This window comes from Gelidibacter japonicus, from assembly GCF_010725055.1.
GTDB classification, from domain to species: Bacteria; Bacteroidota; Bacteroidia; order Flavobacteriales; family Flavobacteriaceae; genus Gelidibacter; species Gelidibacter japonicus.
Genome location: NZ_BJKB01000004.1, coordinates 263,356 through 287,992, shown reverse-complemented (window position 1 = coordinate 287,992; position 24,637 = coordinate 263,356). Strand labels below are relative to the sequence as shown.

The following is a 24,637-nucleotide window of genomic DNA, read 5'->3' as shown; positions in this document are numbered from 1 at the left end:
TAAATTGAACCGCCAGTATAACCTCCAAATATCGGTGCTTTTTAGTAGGATAGATGAGAGTTTACAATTTAAAAATAATGTTTACATTCGTAATCTATTTCGCACGTTATGAAAATCTTTATCAAGTTTGATTTTACCCGTATTTGTACCAAAGTCATTGATGAAAAGCTAGTGGCGCTTAATATCAAATACAGGATGTTGAATTTTGGAGAGATCGAATTTTTGGAGGACGTCCCCGCTGATAAAATGGAAGCCTTTGACACTATTTTGGAAGATTATGGGATTGAGAAAATAGAGAATCAAAAAGTGATTTTGGTACAGAAAATAAAAGACACCATCATTGATATGGTAATGAATGCCGACGATACAATGAATGTTAAGAGCTCAGTTTACCTGTCCGAAAAATTGGGGCACAGCTATGGATATTTAGCGAATGTATTTTCGGAAGTCACCTACACTTCCATTGAAAACTTCATTATTCTTCAACGCATTGAACACGCCAAGTCATTGATGATAAACACCGAGTTGTCCTTAACTGAAATTGCGTTTAGACTACAGTATTCAAGTGTAGCACACTTAAGCACCCAATTTAAGAATACGACAGGTATTACGCCAACCACATTTCAAAGAATTATTGCCAAAAGAAGAGAATTGAACACCAATAAAAGCTAATAAAATATGCGAGAAAATTATACTTACGTAGTATTGGCAGACGATGATGAAGATGATCGCTTATTTTTCACAGAAGCCTTTGAAGAGTTGAAAATGCAGACCAAAGTGGATCTTTATAAAGATGGTGTTGATCTGATGAACGCTTTAAACCAATCTGATTCCAAGCTACCGAATATCCTCTTTTTAGATTTGAATATGCCCATGAAATCAGGTATAGAATGTTTGAAGGAAATTAAAAGCAATCCGAGGTTTAAGGATATTGCCATCGCCATATATTCTACTTCTGCCTCAGAAGAAGATATAGAAGACACCTTTGTAAGTGGAGCCAATGTTTACATTAAAAAGCCCAATGACTTCAATATTCTCAAGAAAATCCTGTCAGATGTGGTCACTATGAACTGGCAATATCAAACTAGTGGATTGAACAGAGACAACTTTTTATTGCGCCTATAATTATGAAGTTCAAATCCATTTATAATTCTGAGCGCATCCTAAAGATCATTTTTGGTTTAAGTCTTTTCGTTGTTTTGGTTATGGGTGGCATGTCTTATCAACTCATAAAAAAACTTTCTAAATCCTTTGAAGATGTTCAGCACACCTACCAAATACATATTGAATTAGAGAAATTACTTTCCGCTCTCAAAGATGCCGAAAGCGGGAAAAGAGCGTTTATTATTTCTCAGGACTCGACGTTTTTGGAACCCTTATTATCAAGTCAATCTGAATTGGAAAGCAGTTTGGAACGGCTCAAGCTTTTAACTAAAAACAATCCGGCACAACAAAAGAATATTGCCGAATTAAAAATTAAAATCGATAAAAACTTAGAGATTTTTGAAAAAACACTGGGTCTTGCCCTAGCAAATAAAACAGACTCACCTGAATTTATTTCAAGTTTTAAGGAAGGAAGGCAAACCATGAACAGTGTTCGTTTCAAAATTATGGACATGACTACCCATGAAAGTGAAGAGCTTGGGATCAGAAAAGCAAAAAGTTCAAAAACGCTTTCAAATGCACCAATGCTCATTTACTATGCGCTCATTTTTTCACTGTTAATTCTTTTATTGACCTATTTGCAAATCAGTAAGAACCTAAGGATTCTCAAGGAAAAAAATGAACTGTTGGAAACCTTTAAAGAGTCAACCACCCAATCTGAAATCATAAGCAAACATGGGAATTGGATATGGTATATTGAGGATAACACTTTTGAGTATTCAGACAACCTCTATCGATTGCTAGGTGAAGAACCTCAATCTTTCCCCGCAACGCTTGAAAACTTTATGGGTTTTGTTCATCCAGACGATTTGGATAAACTGACGGAACAAGTCAATAAAATGATGGAGAATGAAGACCTGCCCTTTATCCATTACAGAATTATCCAGAAGAATGGCAGTATAAAGCATTTTAAGGCCTATGGTAAAGTTCTTATAGACTCAGATGGCCATAAAAAACTGTTGGGAACTACTGCGGACATCACAGATGAAATTGAGAATTACCGTTTAATTGAGGAAAGAAATCTTGAATTGGAACGAAACAATAAAGAGTTGGCTTCATTTAACTATGTTGCCAGCCACGATTTGCAGGAACCACTCCGAAAGATTCAAACCTTTATTTCAAGGTTGGAAGATAAAGAAAAAGCCAACCTTTCCGATAATGGGAAACTGTACATAACGCGTATAAAATCTTCATCAGCAAGGATGCGTTCTTTAATTGACGACCTACTTCAGTTTTCAAGGACCAATAAATCGGAGGAGGCCTTCGAAGATTCAAACATCAATATCTTGTTGGAGACCGCCAAACACGATCTAGCCGAAATTATATCGGATAAGAGAGCTCGAATCTCATCTGATTCCATTCCGTCAATGAAAGTCATCCCATTTCAGATCAAACAACTATTCCTTAATCTGATCAGCAATTCATTAAAATACAGTCGTGAAAACGTTGCGCCAGTGATCACTATTAGTTATTCTCAGACTCAGGCTAGCGATTTACCAAAAATAAAGTTCTCAAAGCATGATCTCTACCATACTATTAGCATAAAAGATAATGGCATTGGGTTTGATCAAGAGTATGCCGAAAAGATTTTTATTCTTTTTAATCGGCTGCACAATAAAAACGAATACTCAGGTACCGGCATCGGACTTTCCATTTGCAAGAAAATCGTCGAAAACCATAATGGCTATATTACTGCTGAAGGCAAATTAGACCAAGGTTCTGTTTTTACTATTTATCTTCCTATTACCACCTAACATCTCCCAATATTCATCTTTACACCCTCTATATGGCCCATATAGAGTGATTTTTCATGTCTTTATGGGAATTCTATAATCAATTCTGAAAATGCTGTAAGGAAGGAAGCCCTATGTTGGGTCATCTTTGTAAAGCAACCATTAAGAAGATTAAAAACGAAAATGAATTGACTATGAAGACGATTTTTTACACGGTATCTGTTCTCATGGTAGTTGCCTGGGCCGTAAGCTACTTTGTATATGCTTTAAATACTACGATTCATTTTTTGCTATTGACCGCTGCTCTTTTAGGCTTAGCAGGATTGATGGAAAAAAGATAAAATAATCAAACAAGAAGAAACCAAATAAAAAACAATCAAAACCCTATGAAAACCAATCCATCACAACCAGAAAAACAATACGCCAGGGTGGCGAGAGTTTTTCCAAAAACTGATCTCTCTTCTACCAATGCCCGAATTAAGGTATTAGGTATAAACAAGAATCAGAAGTAATAATTAACCACTTAATAAACCATAAAAATAACACGCCATGATAACAATTGAATCTAAAGTAAACGATCTATATTCCTTTTTCGATACACTTCAAAGCAAAGTTGGTGGTACGTTAGAAAAAGGTACAACTGAGTGTCAACTCAAAATAAAAAACAGCTTGGCAAATGGCAGTATTCGTTCAATTATATTGGAAGATGGTATAACCGTTCTCGAATTTGACATTATTGCCAATGAAAATATCGAGATCACCATTGATGCACTCCTCGCTGCTCATGTCAATTTCATGTATTGCTCCAAAGGAAAAATATCACATAATTTCGATAAAAACGGCACGACAAACAGTATTGATGCATTTCAGACCAGTATCGTCGCAAATATTAAATCAGATCAAAATATTATCCAAATAGAAAAGGATGTTGAAACGGTGGCCACATTAATTTCTGTCAACACACAAATTAGCCAAAATTCGCAATGGAGCTCGAGTTTAAAAGAAGCTTTTATTGCAGATAAAACTGACGACTACCTATATATTGGCTCTTACAACCTTAAAATAGCTGAAAGTATCAAACAGCTACAAAGTATCCATCAAGAAGGCTTGGTAAGAGAATTGTTGACCAAAGGCATTGTAAATGTCATCCTGGCACTTGAAATAGACCATCATAATAAGGATATCAAAAATTTGGAGATGGAGCCTACGTCCTTGACCAAAATGGAAATAAATTCAATTGCGACCCTGACCGAGTATATCAACGAGTTTCCAGATTTAGACCATAAGGTCGAAAATCTGAGTGACAGAGTTGGTCTGTCCGCAGCCAAATTGCAGGAAGGCTTTAAGTTTCAGCATGGATTGACGGTTTGCGAATACATCAGATCAGTGAGATTGACCAAGTCAGAAGATCTGATCGTCAATACCGACTTGAATATATCAGAAATTGTATACAGTGTTGGTTTTACCAGCCGAAGCTATTTCTCGAAAATATTCAAAGAACGTTATGATTGTACGCCAAGCGATTACAAGAAAAATAAGTTAGCTGTTTCAGCATAATATATATTTATTACGTACTTCAAGGGATTTTAGTACTTAATTCAAGAGAGCTCTGATTTCCATCAGGGCTTTCTTATTTATCGGACCTCCACTTTAATCTGTAAACAAAACTGATTCGGAAATCTTCATTTTTCAGTTTGACCACGGTGTATTGTTGTATCAACACCTTTGTTATTGACCCTTTTACAGACGGGACATCCTGCCTATAAAACGGGATGCAACGATGTATCCTTTATGCTGAATCTACCGTTAGTTATTCAAAAAAGTCCAATTCTGCTATGGCTGCCTGCTTTTTACCTCCAGCAATGGTTTTGGATTCTATACGCACAAATCGTGTATGCACAGCTTCTTTAAAATAGTGGGTCCTTGGGGTCGGGTCGTTTATTAGGTTGCCAAATTCAAAGCTTTCAACCTCCTTCCATGATTTTCCATCTTGACTTATCTTAACAACACCTTGCTCTATCATGCCTTCTGAAGTAACTGTTGGAGGCGTATAACCAAAAGCTTTGAATGTTTGGGCATCCCCAAGATCTATGTCGATAAAGTGGGGGGAAGTTTTAGCGTCAGATATCCAGAACGTCCTTGGGTCTTCATCTATTGCCAATTCTGCCTTATGGGATGGTGTCCAGCTATCTTCGTTTATTACCTTCCAATTAGTTTTAAGAATTCCCAAGGTTCTCGAAACCACACTGCCCTTTTGGTCATTTGTAAACGCAGCCGCTTTAATTTCTCCAGATGTTGCTATAAAAGGAGAATCATAGACTTCAGAATCTATTGTTGGCTCGCTACCATCTGTTGTAAACCGTATTTCTATTCCAGAATTGATATTGCCTGAACTATCTTCGCCATGGGGTTTCCAACCAAATTCGTGTTTTTTGGGCTGTATAGTCACCATACCATCTAAAGTTCTGGTTATCTCCAATTGTGGCGGACGTGTTTGGTAATAATGTGCACTTATATTTGAAATGGCAGGACTTAATCGCGACTCTAAAATACGTACTCTAAATTTATTGGAAGTTGTTTCAGGAAAACGCAGGATACGCTTATATCCAATATTGGTAGCAGAAACAATTTCTTTCCAGGCACCGTTGATCCAAACATCAAGCGCATGCTTCTCCACACGCTCACTATGGGTCGCAATTGCTTCCTGAATGACCAATCGGTTGATGGTGACCGGTTTTTCCGTTTCTATGAGGATTTCCTTTATGTCATCAGCCAACATTTCATAAGTATCAGGATTTGCGTCCAAAACCGCCTTATGCCCTGAAGCATCGGCAAATAAATTAGCGCCATAAGTGTCCCTGATCCGTTGCCCTACATCTTCTAAAACACGTACATCTTCCGGTGAAAATTCGCCCTCTTTATTTGGTGGAATATTCAATAAAAAGATTGTATTGCCACCAACTGAGCGCTCATAGATATCAAAGACATCATCGGCACTACGCACCTTTTGCTTGTCCTCATCCCTGTAAAACCAGCCCTCGCGGATTGACGTATTGATTTCTGCCGGCTGATAGTGCAAATATTTGGCGTCATAGAGTTTTTCCCTGCTCCCAATATCATCTCCGGTGATATCGGCAAAACTATTCATGTTGAGTGGGTTCCCTGAATATGGAATAACATTCCATTCCGTATCCCTTGTGGCGCCAGCTTCATTACCGCCCCAACGAATGTCCTGTTTTCCAAAAACAACAGCCTCTGGAGCCAATGTAGAGATCAGCTCTTTCCAAGCCAAGTAATTATACTCTTGTCCGCCCTTTCGTTTTGGGTGGGCACCATCAAACCACACTTCGTGGATGGGACCGTATTCCGTCAACAATTCAAACAATTGATTTAAAAAATAGGCATTATAATCATCAACATTAAAGGTGAATGTCGTTTTATTCTTAAAAGGACGTCCCTCAACCGGGCTTGGGATCACACGGTCTGAATACGTGCTTAAATTACCATATAATCCGTCTTTATGTTCAATTTGATACAAATCTGCCGGCGATAGATACACTCCTAATTTCAACCCGTATTTTTTACAGGATGCTGACAAATCCCGTAAAATATCGCCTTTGCCATCCTGAAACGGTGTCGACATAATACCGTGGTCGGTGTACCGGCTCTGCCAAAGTACAAATCCATCGTGATGTTTCACGGTAAGAATGACCATTTTCATTTGGGCATCCTTCATAGCCTTGCACCATTGGTCCGTATCCAAATGTTGAAGGTCAAAAATTTCAGGATCTTCCATGCCATTTCCCCATTCCATTCCCGTAAACGTATTGGGTCCGAAATGGATAAACGCGATAAACTCATTCTTTAGAGCGTCGTATTGATTTTGGGTTGGAACAACATGGGCTGCTTTAAATATAATTGAATCCTTAGTGTCATCGGAGTCTATTTCAATTGTTGAACTGGGCTTCAGTTTCTGTCCATTGACAGGAGAACACGATGCTATTGTTAAAGCAACAACAGTATAAAAAAATAGGTTTTTCATTGTGATCATAATTGTTTGTTCACTACTTACAGATAAATCGTTTGAACGTAGAAGGCCCACTTTTAAAGTTAGCCCATTATATACCTTGATGGTTTCAAAACCAAAAGTAATGAACGGTAAAGATATTGAAAAAATTGGGCCTTTGGCTAATGGTTTCAAAAGAACTGTAGGCCCAGCAAACCAAAAAACACAACCAGTTTTTACGATCTGTACATTTTTGTGAGATTAAAATAAAACCTATTGAAAAGAAGGCGATTACAATTGGATGCCTCAAAAATAATACCTCATGGAAATAAACACGACATTGAAAAGTTAAATTGGCATCAGTACTAAAACGAGACCCTTTGTAACTTCAGTACAGGACTTTCCGATGGAACCCAAACAGATGTTCTAGGTGAATTAATTTGAAAAAATCACAACCTCTAATTAATGTCCGATAAAGAACCAAGACCGCGTCGCTATAGGACTTAGAACATTAGAAGACTCTTTATTCTTTATTCTATCCACACAACACTCTAGCCTCTATATTCTATCCTCTACCTCCTCTCAGACCCGTCTTTTCGCAGTTGGGATAATCTGGTCAAACGCCAAGCCACTATGACCTTCTCCCCTACCAGTTTGTTTACGGGCCCCGAACCAATTCACCACCTTACCATCATACCAACGGGTTCTTTGGAAGGTTTGATAGGCTCGAATGCCTGCTCTCGGGATTTCTTCTTCATGAATGAAATAGGCTTCTACGGGATCTTTTTCAAGGCCTTCACGCACCAACTGTGTTCTTGGTTTTATTTTCTGGGCATTGCTTGGCGCGTCATTCTCAAGGATTCTTGGCATTGATGCTCTTTGCAGTTGTACTTCTCGTGAACTACCATCGACATGAACCGGAATAAACGGAATCCAATTTTCCGGAACCGTATTCATAATTTGATAACGGATATTTGCTTTAAATTCTATATCATCTGGAATGACGATACCGTCGCCAATTTCTTTGTTCAATATTTTTTGATAGAATTTATGTAGTTCAAAGGCCGCTTCGCCTCCGTGCTTGCCACTTCCGGTTGGCAATGGGATTTTCTTTTCGATGGCCCAGACCATATTGGCAACCTCATCGCGTATAAAAAGAACTTCTTCCAAAGGTTTTCCTTCGAGAATTTTTTCTACAGTCGGGAGAATCAATAGACTGTTGTCTGCAGGTTCTCGTTGATTGCCTTTGGTATTGAGTGCGTACATATTCCATCGTTTCCAGGCATCGTCCAATCCTTTCCCTGCAGGTTCTACCCAAGTCTTTTCACCAAACACATTAGTAACAGACAGACCTTTTACATTGGCTATACTTCCTGCAGGTAGCGTGAATGGCACCAAAAACCAATCGTTGGCATAAATAAGACCGAATTCTATAAAAAGTAGTTTGTTCAAATCGGTGGTGTCTGGATTGATGTCTCCAAAGTTGGTATTGGAATCCTCAAAACGCCACCATCGGGTATGGGGCATGCCGTCAAAAGAAATATTAACTGGAAAAAACGAGTTGGTTTTCCTGTTTTGTGGATCTGGAGGCAGCACAATATCAGGTTCAGTTTCCAAGGCTGTTGCTTGCGGATCGATGTCCAGATTATACCAATCTAAATGGCCGTGATAGTACTCATCGGCTACCATCACTTTTTCTCCACCTTCATCAGGTGCAGAAACTGCAAATTGATATTCCATCCTTGACGGCAACCATGCATTGTTATCATCGTCAATAGGTTGAAGAAAAAACTTCTCAAACCACTTTATAAACTTTTCTCCCAATGCATCCAAATCCACATCTCCAAGTTGCGACGTTCCTTCAGAAGCTGAATTTCCCTTTTTGAGATGTGCATAAAACATGTAGCCATCCATAGACCTTTCTGCCACGGCAGCAACTTGTTGCCAGGCTTCCCTATGTGCCACTATACTGGCAAAATTTTTGTCATCGGGATCAGGCAATAAAATTTTATAAAGTAAAATATATTCATCTCGTAACTCCGCAGGGAAATCGGTTTTAATCAACTTTAACCAATGCCGGCCCATCATCAAGCGGATGTCCAAAGACATATCCTGTGCACCCGATTTAAATGGGATCTTTTTCTGTTCAACCTTGGCTTCCAAAGGTACGTCTTCATCATAGGTTTGCACCTGCTTACTATCTGCCTGATATTTGGTCAACCGTGTTGTTGCCATCTGTATTTTTGCAAATGCGGGTGAACCAGCATCATCTCCCCGAAACTCGCCCAACTGCCATTGTTTGGTCAACATCCAAAGAGGATCGCGCACCTCAGCTTTCAAGGCCCGATCAAAATCATCTGTACGAGGTCGTGCCTCCAGTCGGTTCCATAGGGTGATGGAAGGCAATAGTTTTTGCTGAAGGACCTCAGTCATATTATTTATGGCTACATAGTTATTCATCATCAATTGGGTCTAAAAAATTATATACAACATTATTGAAAGCATAATTGAGCGATGCGGTGATAGGATGCACCGTTACCGCCGAAATGGTTGCCGGTAGAAATCGTGCATAAGCGGTCTTGTCTATCTGCTCTGGTTCCAAAGCTCTTTTTTTGGCAAGATCCAAGGTTTCGTTCACAATATCCATTAAATCATTCCATTGCCATTCTCCTGTAAACTTGGGAGTCATGGCCAATAACATCACTTGTGGTGGATCAGAGTTTGGTCGGTCATAATGAAAGGTTACCCCCACGTCTTCGGTTTTTGAAGGAATGACTTCGGTCCATTCATCCAATAAAAGTCCACACTGATTTTGAGTTTTATCATAAGGCACCGCATAATGGGCCGTGTACAGGATCTTGTCATTTAATATCTGATGGTCCTTAGGATAATTCAAGGCAAGCCAATGGTCATTCGCTTCATAGGGTAGCTGTACCGGATGAATTTCTAAGGTATCCACTGTAAATGCCTCCTTCAAAGCCACCATATTTTCCCAATGGTGCATTTTTTCCCGAACCCGAGCCACACCATATCGCCATTCATCCAAAGGAAAATCTACATGTTCAACAGTCTTTAGGTGATCCAATAACTGTCCGGTATCATTAAATGAATTTTCCCATTCGTCAGCTTGTTTTTGTGGCAGCTGAAATTCTGGCACCATTTTAAAGTCTTCTCCAAATAATTGTTTCCCGGCTTGCTGAAGAAGCTCCACTTTCTTTTTACTGGCCGTTAATGCGGTGGCCTGATCTACCAATTCTTGCGATTTTAAAATCCTTTTTGCTAAATCGGCGGTTATTAATTGGGCATAATTTCTCAGTTCCTCAGCAAACAGAAGTACTTGATCTTCTTGATCGGTTATAGTGAAAGGATCAACATCAAAATCACCAATGGGCAGTTCGGCGGAAACTGCAGTGAGCAAATTTGCCAGCTTAGGGTGATTGGCATTTATGATGTCGATAAAAGCATCCGTCTTAGCATCCAGCGCTGTACCTTTATTATTCAGTTTACCCCTAAATTCAAATGGGGTTGGCGATTGTGGGGATTCTGGAATGGTGGTCACCAAACGCTCCGCCCGGTATAATAATTCAAATCGCTTATCATCGGCCGTAGCCGGATCCAATGCATCGTACTCTGCCAAAGCGGTGGCAAAATCAACCAGCTTTTGCTCCCATTTGTTGATCACTACCTCTAACTTTTCAATAATAGCTTTGTACAGCACACGCCGTCTATCATAGGCAAATCCAATTCCGCTTTGCGGCAACCCATATAGCGACAGTCGATGGAGAATATCTGTGATTTCATTAATAAACGTATCAATATTCAGTAAAATCTGATTTCTATTGGCCACAGGATCATCCAAAAGTGAAAGTGTTCCAAGATAGGTCCCGATGTCCGTAATAATTGTTTCTATGTCCTGTTTAGCTATGGAAACTCTAGTGTCATCGAGGAAAAAGGATTCATTTTCGGCCGACTTTGATTCTGTGGGCAATGCCACATCCATAGGTTCCAATGGACGGGATTGTAATATTAAACTTCGAAGGCTATGCATTTGGGCCGCCAATTCAAAAAAGCTAATCTTCACGCCAATCCGCTTTGTATATTCAATTTTAATTTCTGAATCGGGACGGGGAGCGAAAGTATCATGGACATATTTTACAATATGGTCATCCAAAACCGTCATTGCCTGATCATTGTCGGTGTTGACCATATACAAAAGATCAAGCGGCTGCAAGGCCAAATGTTTTTGGGATACCGTCTCTTCTTGTTCCGCAGCCGTAGTATGGTTAAAAAATCTAACCGCTGCAACGACATTATCTTCATTTGGTAGTACCGAATTTAACCAACTATTCAATGCAGGTTCGGCTTTGGAACGCGGGGTAATGGCCATGGAATTGGGTGAAACTGTAGGATCAACCCCAGGCTTCAATTGAAGTCCAAATCGGTGTGTGATATTTACCCCGCTTCGAGGGGTCTGAACCACATCCGGGATGGGTGGAAAATTACCTTTGCTATAAGTATCCATCGTAGCTGCTGCCCTATCGTAATTACCCAAAACAACTTGGTGCACACTTTCAGCCATCGCCACATCGGCAATGGCATCATTTAAGTTCATAATATTCTGGACCTGTTCGTTGATTGCATTTTTTATGGCTTGTGACGGGGCATCCGGGCCTGTGTTTTTAAGTATGTTTTCTTTGTCAAAAGGATAAGTGGACGCACCTGTATCTTTAATATGATTGATAAGCGCCAAACCATCTACCACATTGCTCGCCTCAATGGCTTCGATAGCATCTGTATCATCAGTTTTGGTGTCTTTCATTTTATCTGAGCTAAAAGGAAAGGCTTTTCTCAGTTTGTGAATATGATAATCAACAAGTGTAAGGCTGGCGTTTTGATCGTGCAATTCCCGTTCTAAATAATACCCCAACAATGCCGATAAACTTTGGCCTGCCCTAACACCTTCAATTAGCGATAAGGCTTTACGAACGCGTTCTGAAGAGAGATTAATTTCAAAAGTTTCAGGGTGGTCATCACTCATATAGGCATTTCTCAAAATAGCTGCCGTTACCGCGTGATTGAGGGAAGGTGCAGTAATAAAGCCGCCATTGGTGACATCCGTCTGCAATTGAGGTTCATCGGGTTGATTAAAGTGCTTTTTCAGTTCTGGATCCTCCAGATTGACATCTTCGAATACTTTGTTTTCTGGACGGATATCTTCCAACCAGCCATAAGCACCAAGATAGGTTCCCTGCTGAAAATCGTTGTTGGGATCGTTTTCTTCCCTAAAACGCATGGCCGCCAATTGGTAATTCATCAATCCATTTTTCCAGGCATCGAGGCGGTAGGTGCAAAGGTCAATATGTTCTGTAAATGCCCGCTCCAGTCTTGCCGTAGGGGTATCAACAAGATGCTCCAGGGCTGTGAGTTGCTTTTTGAGATAAGCCGTAGCCAGTTCAGTATTCAATACTGTAGGGATATAATCGCCAAGCGTTAGATTTGGGCTTCCTGTAATGACCGTATCGGTTTGATATAAGTATTTCCAGCGACTTTCGGTTTGTTGCGCTCCTTGTTGTATATGCAGATACTTGGGATCTATTTTAGCCGATCGAAATTCAGTTGGAGAAATTGTATTTGCCCTTAAATTTAGGTCTAAGCTAATATTGATATAGCCCATATCAAGAGAGTGCTTCAGCATAAGATACAATAAAGCCGAAGGGATTTTATTATCGAGGAAGCCTTGTTGTTTCCTTAAGCTTTCATGTGAAGTATTTGCGGCATCTATAAGCCATTCGATATAATTTTTTGCATCTGTGGTATAGTTTCTTATCGGATCTGTTTCAGATAATTTCCTGTCATCAATAAGATCTTTACTGAGTTTGTTTTCACTTTTTAAAAATAATTTTTCAAGAATATCTGGGGTCTCATCGCCTTTGTAACCAAATTCCTTAAGCAGATCCATGCCACTTTTTACATAGCCCCCTGCTATAAAAATACCGATCAGCACCGCAAATCCTCCCGATAATTTTAATCGATTGATGAACGCTTCAAAACTTTCTGCATAGCGTTGGTGATATTCAACCGAATTAGGATTAAGTCCAACAATATCCAGTAAAAGTTGGTGGGCATCACCTGATTTTCCCACAAAGGCGACATCATTCATCAAGCCGGACCAATCGTCATCAACTTTGCGTAAATTGAAATATAATTTCCGAAGAAAACCATCTGTTCCTTTATCCCAAGGCACACCTTCTGGGCGAATGATCCTTCTCTCATTTAACCAGGCCAAGTTTGAAAACGTGGTTGTAGGAAGTATGCCATAGGGTTGATTCCCAATTTTAATGGCTGGAATTGGACCTCTCCCGCTCACAAAATGATTGAGATACCAGCGGGTTTTTTCCATGTCGTCATCAGAAAAAACATCCTGCATCATCGTTTCCATCATATATCCTATGGTCGCTGGAAACAAGGCTATATTCATCGCCTTCGCTTCACATTGGTCTGTGAGTGCGGCGTTGTAAGTTTTTTGGAAGGTACTATAGTCAACACCCAGCCATTCTGCCAACCATTGTCCATCTTTCTTCTTGAGCCAATCGCTTTCTATACTGAATTGCTCTTCCTGTTTTAAATGGTCAAAACTGACATCGGCATCATCCAAGAAATTATGTCCGGAGCCTTCTTCCTCGGTATTGTTGGTTGGTGTTCCCTGTGGAAGAATAGAAAATCCCTTTTTACTTTGTTCGTGATTTTTGAACAGTGTTTGCAATAATTCAGAGCCCTTGGTTTTGTCGGCACTTAGTTTTAGTCCTAATGCGACAATACGGTTGAAACCTCTGCTGGCCAAGGTGTCATTTAAATTGATTTTGAAACCAAGACCTTTGGAGATGGCGTCATCAAAATCGGTCATCCATTTTAAATCATCATTTACTTTTAGGTTCCCATCTTCCTGCTGAATTTGCTCATCCTCCTCCAAAGACGGGTCTGGCCCCATAATTAGTGGGTTTGGTATTTGATTACCAATCACCTGAAAAGCAATATCGCTGTCATTATTGGTATGGCTTCCGCCTTGATATCCCGTGACCACAAAGCGATCTGGCATCACATAGGTTTTTGGTGCTTGCGACCACGACTGCTGTTTGGTTTCAACATCTTCATCCTTCTTAAACTGTATAAAGATGACCGAAACATTTAGGCCTTCTTCAGCAATACGGGTCGTATCCTCGAAATTGATGGGTTTTTGATTTTCTAAAATATCTTTGGCCTTGTCTTCGCCAACTGCATCCACCAAATCTTGATAAGCCTGTTCCTTTTTATCACTATTGGTATGAGCGCTCCAATATGCCGTCCAAAAGCTCTTAAGGATGGATAACTCGGTGGCAGATGGTATTTCCGTCACGGCGATACTCAAGAAAAAATCTTTCTCATCGACATTATTTGGCTGATCCCCGGTATTGACAGGAAGGTATTGTTCTATGATATACCGAGCACGACCCGAGCCATAAGTTGCTACGAGTGCTCTCCAAGCAGCACGCTCCATAGCTTCCCTGCCTCCAGCTTGCCAGATGCCATGCCAATATTTTTGGGCACTTTTCACCTCAGTTTCTGAAAGGATCGCTTCAAAAGAGTCAATGGCACAATCGTCTGGATAAATACGTAACCATAATTGATTGACTTCCCTTTGATCATTGACCACTTTTTTAAACCGGGTTTCGATTCGCACAGGCATCAATAAAAAAGGAGAGTCGTCGCTAAGGCGGTTTATGAATTCTCTCGGGTCTGAAAATGGTTGGTATTGCGCAAAAATGTCATCTACCACTAAACGCTGCTGCTCCCAAGTATTTTGCCATTGTCTGGTTTCATCCTTAGCTATTTTCTCTCGGCGTTCCAACAGCTGCTTTGTCTCGACATCTTCAGGACGATCTGGGTTAAAAACCCGCTCGAACCTTTGCTTTTCCCTTTGGATCTTTTTTAATTTTTCCTTTTTAAGAAATAGCTGCTGTTTGGCCTCATCACGTGTTTTTTGTGTGGCATTTAAACGGTCTCGTATGTCGCTAAAATCAGGCATTTTGATAACTTTATTTGGTTATTTTGGTAGCATTTCAGAGGCATGCACTGCCACCATTACGGGCACTTGGTAAAGGATATAGGCCAGTTCTGCCGCATTCATATCCTTACTCCAAGTAATATTCTTGTCCTCTGGGTTTTGCTCCTCTTTTTCTTCTTCATTAGCTGGGTCAAAATCTCCAATGACAATGGTTTGGGTCTCTTCAGTAATTTCAAGGAAATTGCCCGAAGGCTGTACACGCTCCCAAGAAAGATCATTCCATACGTCAATGGGGTCGTCATCGGCAGGCTCAATATCCAATCCGAAGCGCGGTTCTCCAGGCCGCTCTTTAATCACAAAAAACCAACCTGCCTTATCTTCATCACCTGGATCATCGCCAGTACCTCCTTGCGCTTCTTCGGCTTTCAAATCGAAACCAAAAAAGGTAATGTCAGGATCTACCTTGGCTTCATATAAAGGTGTTTTTACAATATCCTTTGGCGGATTATCCAATTGACCAGGCTGGAGTTCTACCAATACTCTTTCTTTTCTTGAATCTATTTCGCCATCCTTCATTTGCCATGCCGCCTTGTGGGCATAGATAACTGCATTGGGGTATTTTTTCAGTAATTCACCACGAATCACCAATACCAATTCTTCTTCTTTATCACCACCTTGCTCCCTGTGATCATGGTCTCCCAATTCAGAAAATTTTGACCATCGGTGCAAGGGTGGAATATCACGCATTTTTTCTTTGAGCTCTTCTTCGGTCAGGCCGTTATCCTCAGGCATAAACCCTGAAACATCCCAAAATTGACGGAAATAACTTCCGCGTTGGTCGGTAAAATATTCACGCCAAAGCAACTCTCTTGCAAACTCATGATTTAGACCTACCATGTAGGCTTCTATAAATTTTTGATTGGTCTCCAAAAGCGAAATACTGTTTTGGGAAATAAAATTAATATTGGGCAGAAACAATTCGGCCGAAATATTCTTTAAAGGTTCGTACATAGGGATGTCAAACTCTGGATAGGCCAATGCCTCAACAAACTGCTCTACCATCTGTGCCCGGATCCGCGGCGGAATGAACACGGCACTATAGATCAGTTTAGGGATGGTCAATTCCGGATTGATGACGGTAAATGTGGTATTGACCAACATCGGTAAGTCCAAAGCAGGTTTAGGCGCCACTTCGGCTATCGTCCTACTGACGTCCAAAAGCATGAACGAATCTCGTAGAGCGGTTTTAAATTTCACTGCTTCTACGCTATCCGATCCTCCAAATGTTGGAGTAAACCCTGAGTCCATCGGTGTTATTTGGAAGTCTGGGCTATTTGGTAAATCATCTACCGCTTCCGGTTTTATATGTTCTTCTTTTAAGGACTCGGCATTATTGAGTTCTTTTTCCCATTTATTGAATTGATAATAGAGATAGGCACATACCAATACCGCCAAACTGCCAATGGACATGATCATTCCGCTAGGTGAAAACAGAAAAAGCAGCAATAGAATCAATAACGCCATAATAAGGAATACCCATTTTAACCAAGGGTATTTATTGATCCATTTCTCAGCAAATGGTGGAATGTTATTTGGTCTGGCATCTTCAGCGACATCTTCTATGGTTGGAAGTTCCGGTGGCGCCGATTTAGGAGGCGCGGGAAAGACCTCGCCTTTATTGATCCTATCTACAATATTAAACGGTTTTATGGTAGCATCAAAAGGAAGTAGCTTCATCAACCTGCTTCCTGGGCGCATCACACGGCGCATGGCGGTAGAAGTGACTACCAATGGCACTTTGCTCTGTTTTATCGTGTGATGTACGGTAATCCCTTTTGCAATCACTCTATTTTGAACCGGTCGGGTCATAAAGAATGCCTTTTCCGGATTGGCGGTTACCATAGGTCGCAAATGCTTATCATACCAAATCCAAGAGGTTTCTTTGGCTAGTTGTGCCAACCTGATTTTTCTATTCGCTTCAAGAACATCACCCAACTGTTTCCAGGCTGCGGTCATATAGTTCTCTTGGTTCTGCTGAATGACATAAGTACCAAAACCAGCTGCTACACGATATCTTGGATCTAAGTTGAGTTCGTGGACCCAATTTTCATTGGTAGCTATGTCACTGCCATCCCGTTCTTTTAACAGGCGCTGAACCAAGGCGTGCCAACGCCCATAAAGCGGTGCTGTGATCAATGGATCCTTATCATCGTCGTTAGTGTCCGGATCCAATCCCAAATCGGCATCTTTGTTCGCCTCTGCAGCGGATTTAGCATCATAATCGTCGGGTAGGTTGATAAAACTTGCGAGATCCTCTTGGAATTTATGCGGATAGGGCTGATCCCACTCTTCATATTTGGTAACCTCGGCTTTATCAGCATCACCTAAGATATCAAAAGGAATTTTTAAGGCACCTCCCAATTTTAGAACACCTTCCAGTTCCGGATTGTCTATCCCACTGACATTTACGCCCGGTTTCTGAACATCCATAGGACGTCTTCCCACGCGGCTATCCACAGGTTTAGGCTCCAAAAGCCTCACCAGATATTCAAAATCGCCTACAGATCCCGTTCTAAAATACCATCTGTAATAATACGGAAATAAGGTGGCATCCACCTTTCCTCCATAGTCTTCCCAAGCGATAGCTTCGACATTGGGGGTTTGTTGCGGATCCAAACCAAGTCCTGCCAAACGGCCACTTTCAAATGAAGGTACCAAAAAAGCATGGTATGCAGTATTGGGTTCCAGCTTTCGGGGGCAGACGATTCTGGAATATGCCAAATCCGGATTTTTGTTTAGTAATTTTTTTAATTCTGAGATGACACCATCTATTTCAGATTTTGAATCGGCTACAATATGGTCTTCACCATCAATTAAAGATTCATTGGCGTGCACATGAGCCCATGCCCAAAGTTGGTTTGAGGGAGGAAACGTTGCGGCAACATCAGAAGCTTCAATAAAATTCAAAGGGCGGTTCATCATATTCTTGCCATCCTTAAATTCATCTTCTTTGAGCACCACAAGGGCCATCCATGGGGTTAGCCTATCATGCTCCTGAACTACGGACGGACTATACCGCCAAGGAAAATCCTCATCATAAAACTCGACATAGGGCATATAATTGGATTCAAAATTGGTGATCCAATTTCGCGGTTCATTTCTAACAATCGCTTTTTTATCGATCCCAATTATATCTCCTGGACCGTATAATTCGACATTACGGACAATCTCATGCTCAAGATCTGCACCTTGCAAGGCCTTCCCGGTAAGTTTCAATTTTACTTGTACCGTTGCGCGCGATGCCGTTACATTGGCCGGGTCTATCTTGTTGGAGACCCCTTGCCGAAGCCAGGGTAAAAACGTATATGTTGCTATAGAATCGCTCATGCCGCTGTATTTATTTCGTGATTGGGAATAACATGCAATGCACCTTGCAATGCCGGATTGGCGGATATTTGATGGTTTGCAAATTCCATGGCCTGTGCTTGGCTTTTGAAAGTTTTATTTCCAAACTGGGAATTGTCGACCATACTTGCCACTGAAAAACCAGGTTCTTGAACTTTGATCTTGATATCAAAAGGTTGGACTTTCTTGAGGTTCGCATTTGATATTTCAGCTCTTGCCACAGCATTTCCTCTGAGGAAAATGTTGAATATTGAAGTAATGAAATTAAAAAACATGTTGAATCCTCTTTTGTAATTGGTATCTATAGTGATAAGTTCGTAGCGTATATGGCGTTTCACAGACTTCCCGGTGGCCAATTGCTCTCCTTCCACCGAAAGTTCCATTCCGCCTTCTATGGGTTGGTAGGAAGGACTTGATAATTTTTCGCCATCTTTTAGATCTTTATATTGAGCTATGGCAAATTTCTCATCAATGTCTTTGATCTTGGCAAGTTCATTATCTGCTGTTGTCAACGTAAAATGATTGGCATCATCTGGTTTTTGAGTGCCTACTTTATCCAATTTAAGTTCTAATGGGACGGCTCTTTGCGTCACTTCTAAAGAACCTACCGGATGTAAGACCAGTTCTGCCACATCATCGATTTCCCTTAAAGTGACAAAGAGAGTGTTGTTTGCAGGAACCAATGCTTTCCAGTTTTCTTGTTTCTCATATTCAGCAACCAATATTGGCATTACTGAAATTGGAGGCAATTCGGTATCTTTTTCTTCGCCCCAAGTAAAGTCGAAATCGACATCAATATCAAAGAATAACAATGAAATGGAGCCAGTACCGTTAGCATGCCATGGCGATGGCCCTTCCAAGGACATTTTTACTTTTACACTGAACAGACCAATTCCAAAAACTTTCACCGACAGGGATGCCGAAAGTGAAATGATCATATAGAATGGTGAGAATTGGAACAGGGCATCAAAACCAATATGGCCTTCAACATTCAATGCACTAAAACCGAAATACAGTTCTGCGCGTGCACCAAACTGCGCCGTGTTTGAAGTCACTGCAAAGTAGGCCATTACCCGTATTCTTCCCCAAGATTCGTTCAGGATATTTAGAGAGATGCGTACGGGATTTGGGAATGGCAAAGGTGGCGGATTGAAAGCGGGGTGGAAGCCTCCAACAGCCGATACAAAATTAGAATCGCTGCCCCAACCTACCAATAGTCCCATCTCTCCTTCGAGTGTAATAAACAGGACTCTTGAGTCGTACATGCTGGCAAAAAACCAGAGTCGATCCTTATCAAATTCTATCGCCCCTATAAAGTTGACCTGTAGCACGATCAGAGCAGCCTCTTCGGTAGGCAATGCTATTTTCAGAATTCCCAAAATGGCAATATTGCCAGGAATCTCGATAATAATTCCTAAGGAAATACTGATGAGTGTTGGCGTTCCCCAGCCCAATTTCGCCATGGGTCCAATGAGGAATTTACCTTCTTCAACCGGAAAGAAATTGCGAAGATCACTGATGATTTTTGGTGCATTTTCCACAACATTGGTGGGAAACATAATACTTTCGGTAGCGCCGGTACGAACACCTTCTGCCAAGGCATCCAAGCGCATGGTTCGGTTTAATCCCAACAAGCCACCAACACCCAATAAAGTAAAGCCGAAGCCTAATTGGATACCGGTACCAAACTCTGCAGTAATGATGATGATCATTGAAAATCCATCAGAACCATCAGGCATTTTTGTAGTGATAAGCCCTATGGCTTTAAGTGAGACAATTTCACTAAAGGTCAATTCGAGAGCGCCCGCATATTCGCCTTTATCAAAATCGAAAAACAAATACCCGCCACCTTTTACGACGCCGGCATCTATGGAAAGGCCTACGCCGCTAGGAGGTTTGAAGCCAACAGAAACATCAAATAAGCCATATTCAGCATCATCAGAAAAGGTGAATTTGGTTTCTGCACCCATTCTTTCCACTGTGGCAGATAGAACCCCCAAATTCGATTGAATTCCTGTAGAGGTCTCTAATTTAAAGGAACTATCATCATCTATGGTTAGTCCAATAAATAGGTTGATAAACTCCAAAACGCCCAGATCAACATGCATTGGAAGCATAATTTCTATACCTCCGCTCGCTTTTATTTTAAGTCCTTCTAATGCAGACCATTCCAATCCCAAATCAAAATTACCTTCGAGGCTCACACTTGATAGGATATCGGCAATAAAAGAATCAGATCCTTGTGTACCAATTTTAATGACCCCGCCTTCAATTTCTGTAAATAATAGCGGATTTGCCGTAGCAGTGCTGGTTACGGGATTCCAATCTGCAAACAAACCAACGCCTGCTGAAACGTTATTGGCAGCGAGTGTTATCAAACCATTGCCACCAATAATATCAAAAGGTCTAGCATCTGGATTTCTATCCAAGAAGGCTCTAAACTCGCCTGAAATCTCTCCAGAAACAGGCTCCAAAGAGATATTAAATGGCGGCGCAACGGTTAGTCCAGCAGCTCCACTAATTTTGATATCTGTTGCAAGGCCAATTCCCCAATCGCCACCCAAGTCCGTTCTTAAATCTTGTTCGTTGTTTAGGTCAACGATCAGTTCGATTTTTAGTCCAGGAGGATTTTGAGAAGAATCTCTACTTATTTTCAAAATCCCCTTTTGTAAAAAAGGGTCTCCACTGTCATCTCCAATTAATATATAATCCTCTTCATCCAAAAACTGTCTGTAAAGTTCAAAGAAATCGCTTGGATCAAAACCGTTACTGCCCCAGCCGATAGCATCTTCAAAATGTTTCTGTGGATCTTTGAAAAAATCTTTCAACCGCTCCAAATGAAGTTCCTTTTTAACAAATGTTCGGCTCAACGAATTGGCGGAATCTTCTTGGATGGATTTCCATTCCGCAAGACCAAAAACTTTAAGCACCAACATCAAGGTTGGAAGAGTGTTTTCAATTCCAGAAATAATGAAATAGTCTGTTAGTTTTTTAAGAAGCGCCTCCGCCAGTTCTTTAGCTATTGTTCTTTCAGTAGGATTTGCGATTGTTCCGGCTGTAATGGCGTTATTTAATGAATCTGACAGCCCCTTTAGATCAGAGAAAAAGCGTCCGAGAGCGGTTCCATAGGCAAGAAAAGCAAGAATCAAATCGGCTTCGTTCCCAGTTAAAACCGCAGTTTCCAAAGAAGTAGTTGCCGTTTGGAGATCTTCAGATGAGATTTTCACATTGGTGACCGATGTTTGCACTGCGGGATTTGTGACAATCACATCTGGCAACTGGAGCCCAAGTTGATCGACTGAAAAATCCTCGAAAATTGAAGATCCCTCGCCAATTATTTTGGCAAAGCTGACAGCCCACTGTATAATACTTACTTCACTCATACATTTTTATATAACTGGAGGGACATGGTTAAATGACGCCTCTGCGTTCAACTTTCCAGCTCCAAAACCATTTGGATTTGCCGGTACTACAGGTCTTTTGTTATTTTGTAATAAGGCCAATACAGCAGGTGTATCCAAGGTGCCATTCTTTTCAAGTAAGAGAGCGACCAATCCAGCAACATGCGGAGCAGCCATACTTGTGCCCTGCATTTCTTTATAACTCGAACCAAAAATATTTTTTAACCAAGGACCATTAACACTACCAAATTGGCTTTCTGCCGCTTTTATCGCAACTCCGGGTGCTGCTATATCAGGCTTTGCGCTTATGGGCCCAGCACCGGAATAATCCACAAGTGGGCCATTTGAAGAAAATGATGCGATATCTCCTGAAATATCATTGTAGGCAGCTACCGTAATAACATTGCTCGCAGATCCCGGACTCCCCACAGTATTCAAATCCGTTACCGCAACACCTGCAGGTAAAGGTGTAATAGGTTTAAAACCATGGTATGAGGCCCTTGAACACCAGGCATGAACAACAGTAGCTCTTGTAGTAGTTAGTTTTAGGGTATAGGTGCCGGTCTTATGCATATTACCATCAGGACCTATTTTTAGTTTTATATTATTTCGTGTTATAGTTGGCAATGGAACAGGTGTAGTAGATACTGGGCTGTGGGACAATCTGTAAGATTTGCCTCCATCAAATGTTCCCGACTGGTCGGCACCACTCAGTGCCAAAGCCGCAGAAAAAGTACCACCCGGTAATTTTAACTCTACTGTAAGTGTATCAGGATTAATATCTTTATACCATAAATCGAGATATAAAGTGCTCGTATTATCGGTATTTGTGCATTTATTGTAGTCAGTTTTCTTAACCCTGGTGTCGTATAACTCAAAAGGAATTTCAATAGATCCTACAGGCATTGTGATGACGCTGTGTTGCATTTTACTTGCGCCAGCAGAATTTCCTGCCGCTACCACACATATTTTACCAGCCTCGGTTCCAAATTGTCCTGACAACCAAAGTTCATCAATAGTCAAACCGTCATGAGGACCGAGTGAATTTCCACCGCTATAGTTAATCACCAAGGGGCGATTTCCATAGTCAAGTTCTACTACTTTCTTTATATAGGTTACAGCATCTTTAAACCTTTGCTGAAAATTAATCACAGCATTTGCAGGAGGAGGTGTTGTGGGATCATGTTCCAAACTGAATATTTTTACTGCAATGATATCTGCCTTTGGAGCGACGCCTACATAGTCGTAAGCTGTGGATGAGAAAAATGGGATCGCTCTCCCATCTCCCGCTGCAGTTGCGGCAACATGCGTCCCGTGGGTATTACAATCACGGTGCCTTATTGGGGTGGCCCCAGATACGTTTCGCAATACATCATTGATCTGGGCATTGGTATATTCAACACCATAGGTGTCAGTACTTAAAAGGCGACTGACATTGGGAGGATTTTCACCAGCTACTGCAATCAATCCCGGATCCCAAATTCGTAAAATCCGAGAAGTATCCGGGCCTGTACTTTTTAAGAACACTGGATGTGTAAAATCTATCCCCGAGTCTATTACTCCTATAATCACACCTTCGCCAGTCGATCCAGTAAAATTGCCGTTTGATTGATTAACGCTCCATATAAATGGTGGTGGCATAGGCGGCATACCGCGAGCCAAGATTTCTTTGACACTGGTATCTAAATTTATAGTGTCATCCATACCGTATTCCATTCTCAATATTTGATCGGAAGAAGCAAGTATTTCTAAATCCTTTACGTGCACATATCCATGGGCTAATGTTCCACCAGTCTCCCATTGAAGCTGAAAACCCTTATCCACCAAAACCGAAATATCACCTTGATAACTAATTTGAACAGAAATAACCAAACCGTTTTTTAAGGCTGGATTGATTCTGCGAACACCTTCCCTTCCTTTCTCTTTAATTTCGAGATAGTTATCATATATTTCCTTTAATGGAGAGTCAAATTTACTTTTAAAGCCCATGATGAAGATTATTAAATTCCTTAACCCGATTGCATATTCAATCGAATTAATTTCAAACAACATTATTAAGCGGAAGGGGAACTATAATCGTGGGAATGAGAAAAAATAAAAAATTGCCAAATAGAATGTCAGGGGATTCCGTAAAATTTTGGCTGTGGTAAATTAGAAATTTAATTGGCTCCATGCAATCCCTAAAAATAGGGATTTTAAAAAGTTTAAAAAGAAATGTGCAAAACGATAGATTTACAAATCCATTATTGAAGAGGCCCGTTTAATAAGTTGGGCGGTATTTTTCACCTTAAATTTCTCGATAAGATTCTTACGGTGTGAGGTCACCGTATGATTACTGATAAACAATCGGATGGCAATTTGCTTAGAAGAATAACCATCAGCAATCAGTTTTAAAACTTCCAGTTCCCGTTCCGAAATAAGATGTGTTCCATTTGGTGCTATATCTTCATTGCCATCACTGTCCTGGAGGCATTTTTCGATGAGCATTTTCTCAGAAACATCAAAAAGATAATTGATCAAAAAGGCGGTCCCGTTGTTTTTATGGAGGACCATCTCATGTCTGACACTGATATAACGCTCAGTACCACTAAGGAACTGGTATTGGAGCAGCAGGGACTTTTGATGGTCAGGCATCCTTAGAAACTCTGATATTTTTCCTCTAACCTTGAGATGGGCTTCAGGACAAATATTTTTAAACCAAAAGTCCCATCCCTGTTTTTGCAATAAGTCAATCTTATAGCCCAACATGTTTTCAAAAGAAGGATTGAAATAAATAAGTTGATTTAACTCCAAGTGAAAGATAGATACCATGAGAGTTTTATTTGTATCCAAGGTATCCAATAGATGAGAAATTCTCGACAGCAATGCATATCTCTCCATGGGTGTT

General features: G+C 40.7%; 12 protein-coding genes. 5 read left to right on the top strand and 7 right to left on the bottom strand.

The annotated features are described in order from the left end of the window. The first annotated feature begins 108 nt into the window (after positions 1-108). The 5 genes from G6N06_RS06605 (at position 109) to G6N06_RS06585 (ending at position 4,454) form a co-directional block, all read left to right on the top strand. Complete coding sequence (locus G6N06_RS06605) at positions 109-672, top strand: helix-turn-helix domain-containing protein (protein ID WP_163515266.1); 564 nt, start codon at positions 109-111, stop codon at positions 670-672. 6 nt (positions 673-678) lie between these two features. Then, the gene (locus G6N06_RS06600; protein WP_163515265.1) at positions 679-1,125 is read left to right on the top strand and encodes a response regulator; all 447 of its coding nucleotides are present in this window, start codon (positions 679-681) and stop codon (positions 1,123-1,125) included. 2 nt (positions 1,126-1,127) lie between these two features. Beyond that, positions 1,128-2,918, top strand: a complete 1,791-nt coding sequence (locus tag G6N06_RS06595; RefSeq protein ID WP_163515264.1) for a CHASE3 domain-containing protein — start codon at positions 1,128-1,130, stop codon at positions 2,916-2,918. Between the two features lie 173 nt (positions 2,919-3,091). Then, the gene (locus G6N06_RS06590; protein ID WP_163515263.1) at positions 3,092-3,238 is read left to right on the top strand and encodes a DUF5670 family protein; all 147 of its coding nucleotides are present in this window, start codon (positions 3,092-3,094) and stop codon (positions 3,236-3,238) included. Positions 3,239-3,446: 208 nt separating this feature from the next. Continuing rightward, entirely contained in the window at positions 3,447-4,454 is a 1,008-nt protein-coding gene (locus G6N06_RS06585; protein ID WP_163515262.1) for an AraC family transcriptional regulator, read from the top strand. A 253-nt stretch (positions 4,455-4,707) separates the two neighbouring features. Here the strand turns inward: G6N06_RS06585 and G6N06_RS06580 are convergent, their stop codons facing one another. The 7 genes from G6N06_RS06580 to G6N06_RS06550 all read right to left on the bottom strand — a co-directional run bounded on the left by G6N06_RS06580 (position 4,708) and on the right by G6N06_RS06550 (position 24,561). After that, positions 4,708-6,939 carry an alpha-L-fucosidase gene (locus G6N06_RS06580; RefSeq protein ID WP_163515261.1) on the bottom strand — a complete coding sequence of 744 codons (2,232 nt, stop codon included), beginning with the start codon at positions 6,937-6,939 and terminating at the stop codon, positions 4,708-4,710. A 546-nt stretch (positions 6,940-7,485) separates the two neighbouring features. Continuing rightward, positions 7,486-9,366, bottom strand: coding sequence for a hypothetical protein (locus tag G6N06_RS06575; protein WP_205334733.1), 1,881 nt, complete (start codon positions 9,364-9,366; stop codon positions 7,486-7,488). Then, a complete protein-coding gene (locus tag G6N06_RS06570) occupies positions 9,356-14,965 on the bottom strand; it encodes a hypothetical protein (protein WP_163515260.1) in 5,610 nt (1,869 codons plus the stop codon). Before G6N06_RS06570 ends, G6N06_RS06575 begins: the two co-directional genes overlap by 11 nt. An 18-nt stretch (positions 14,966-14,983) precedes the next feature. After that, complete coding sequence (locus tag G6N06_RS06565) at positions 14,984-18,331, bottom strand: hypothetical protein (protein ID WP_163515259.1); 3,348 nt, start codon at positions 18,329-18,331, stop codon at positions 14,984-14,986. Next, positions 18,328-21,732: a DUF6603 domain-containing protein gene (locus G6N06_RS06560; protein ID WP_163515258.1), complete on the bottom strand. Its 3,405-nt coding sequence runs from the start codon at positions 21,730-21,732 to the stop codon at positions 18,328-18,330. The genes G6N06_RS06565 and G6N06_RS06560 overlap by 4 nt, the downstream gene beginning before the upstream one ends. Before the next feature lie 6 nt (positions 21,733-21,738). Then, on the bottom strand, positions 21,739-23,739 hold the full coding sequence (locus G6N06_RS06555) for a S8 family serine peptidase (protein WP_163515257.1): 2,001 nt from the start codon (positions 23,737-23,739) through the stop codon (positions 21,739-21,741). A 243-nt stretch (positions 23,740-23,982) separates the two neighbouring features. Further along, positions 23,983-24,561, bottom strand: a complete 579-nt coding sequence (locus G6N06_RS06550) for a PAS and helix-turn-helix domain-containing protein (RefSeq protein ID WP_205334732.1) — start codon at positions 24,559-24,561, stop codon at positions 23,983-23,985. Positions 24,562-24,637: the final 76 nt, after the last annotated feature.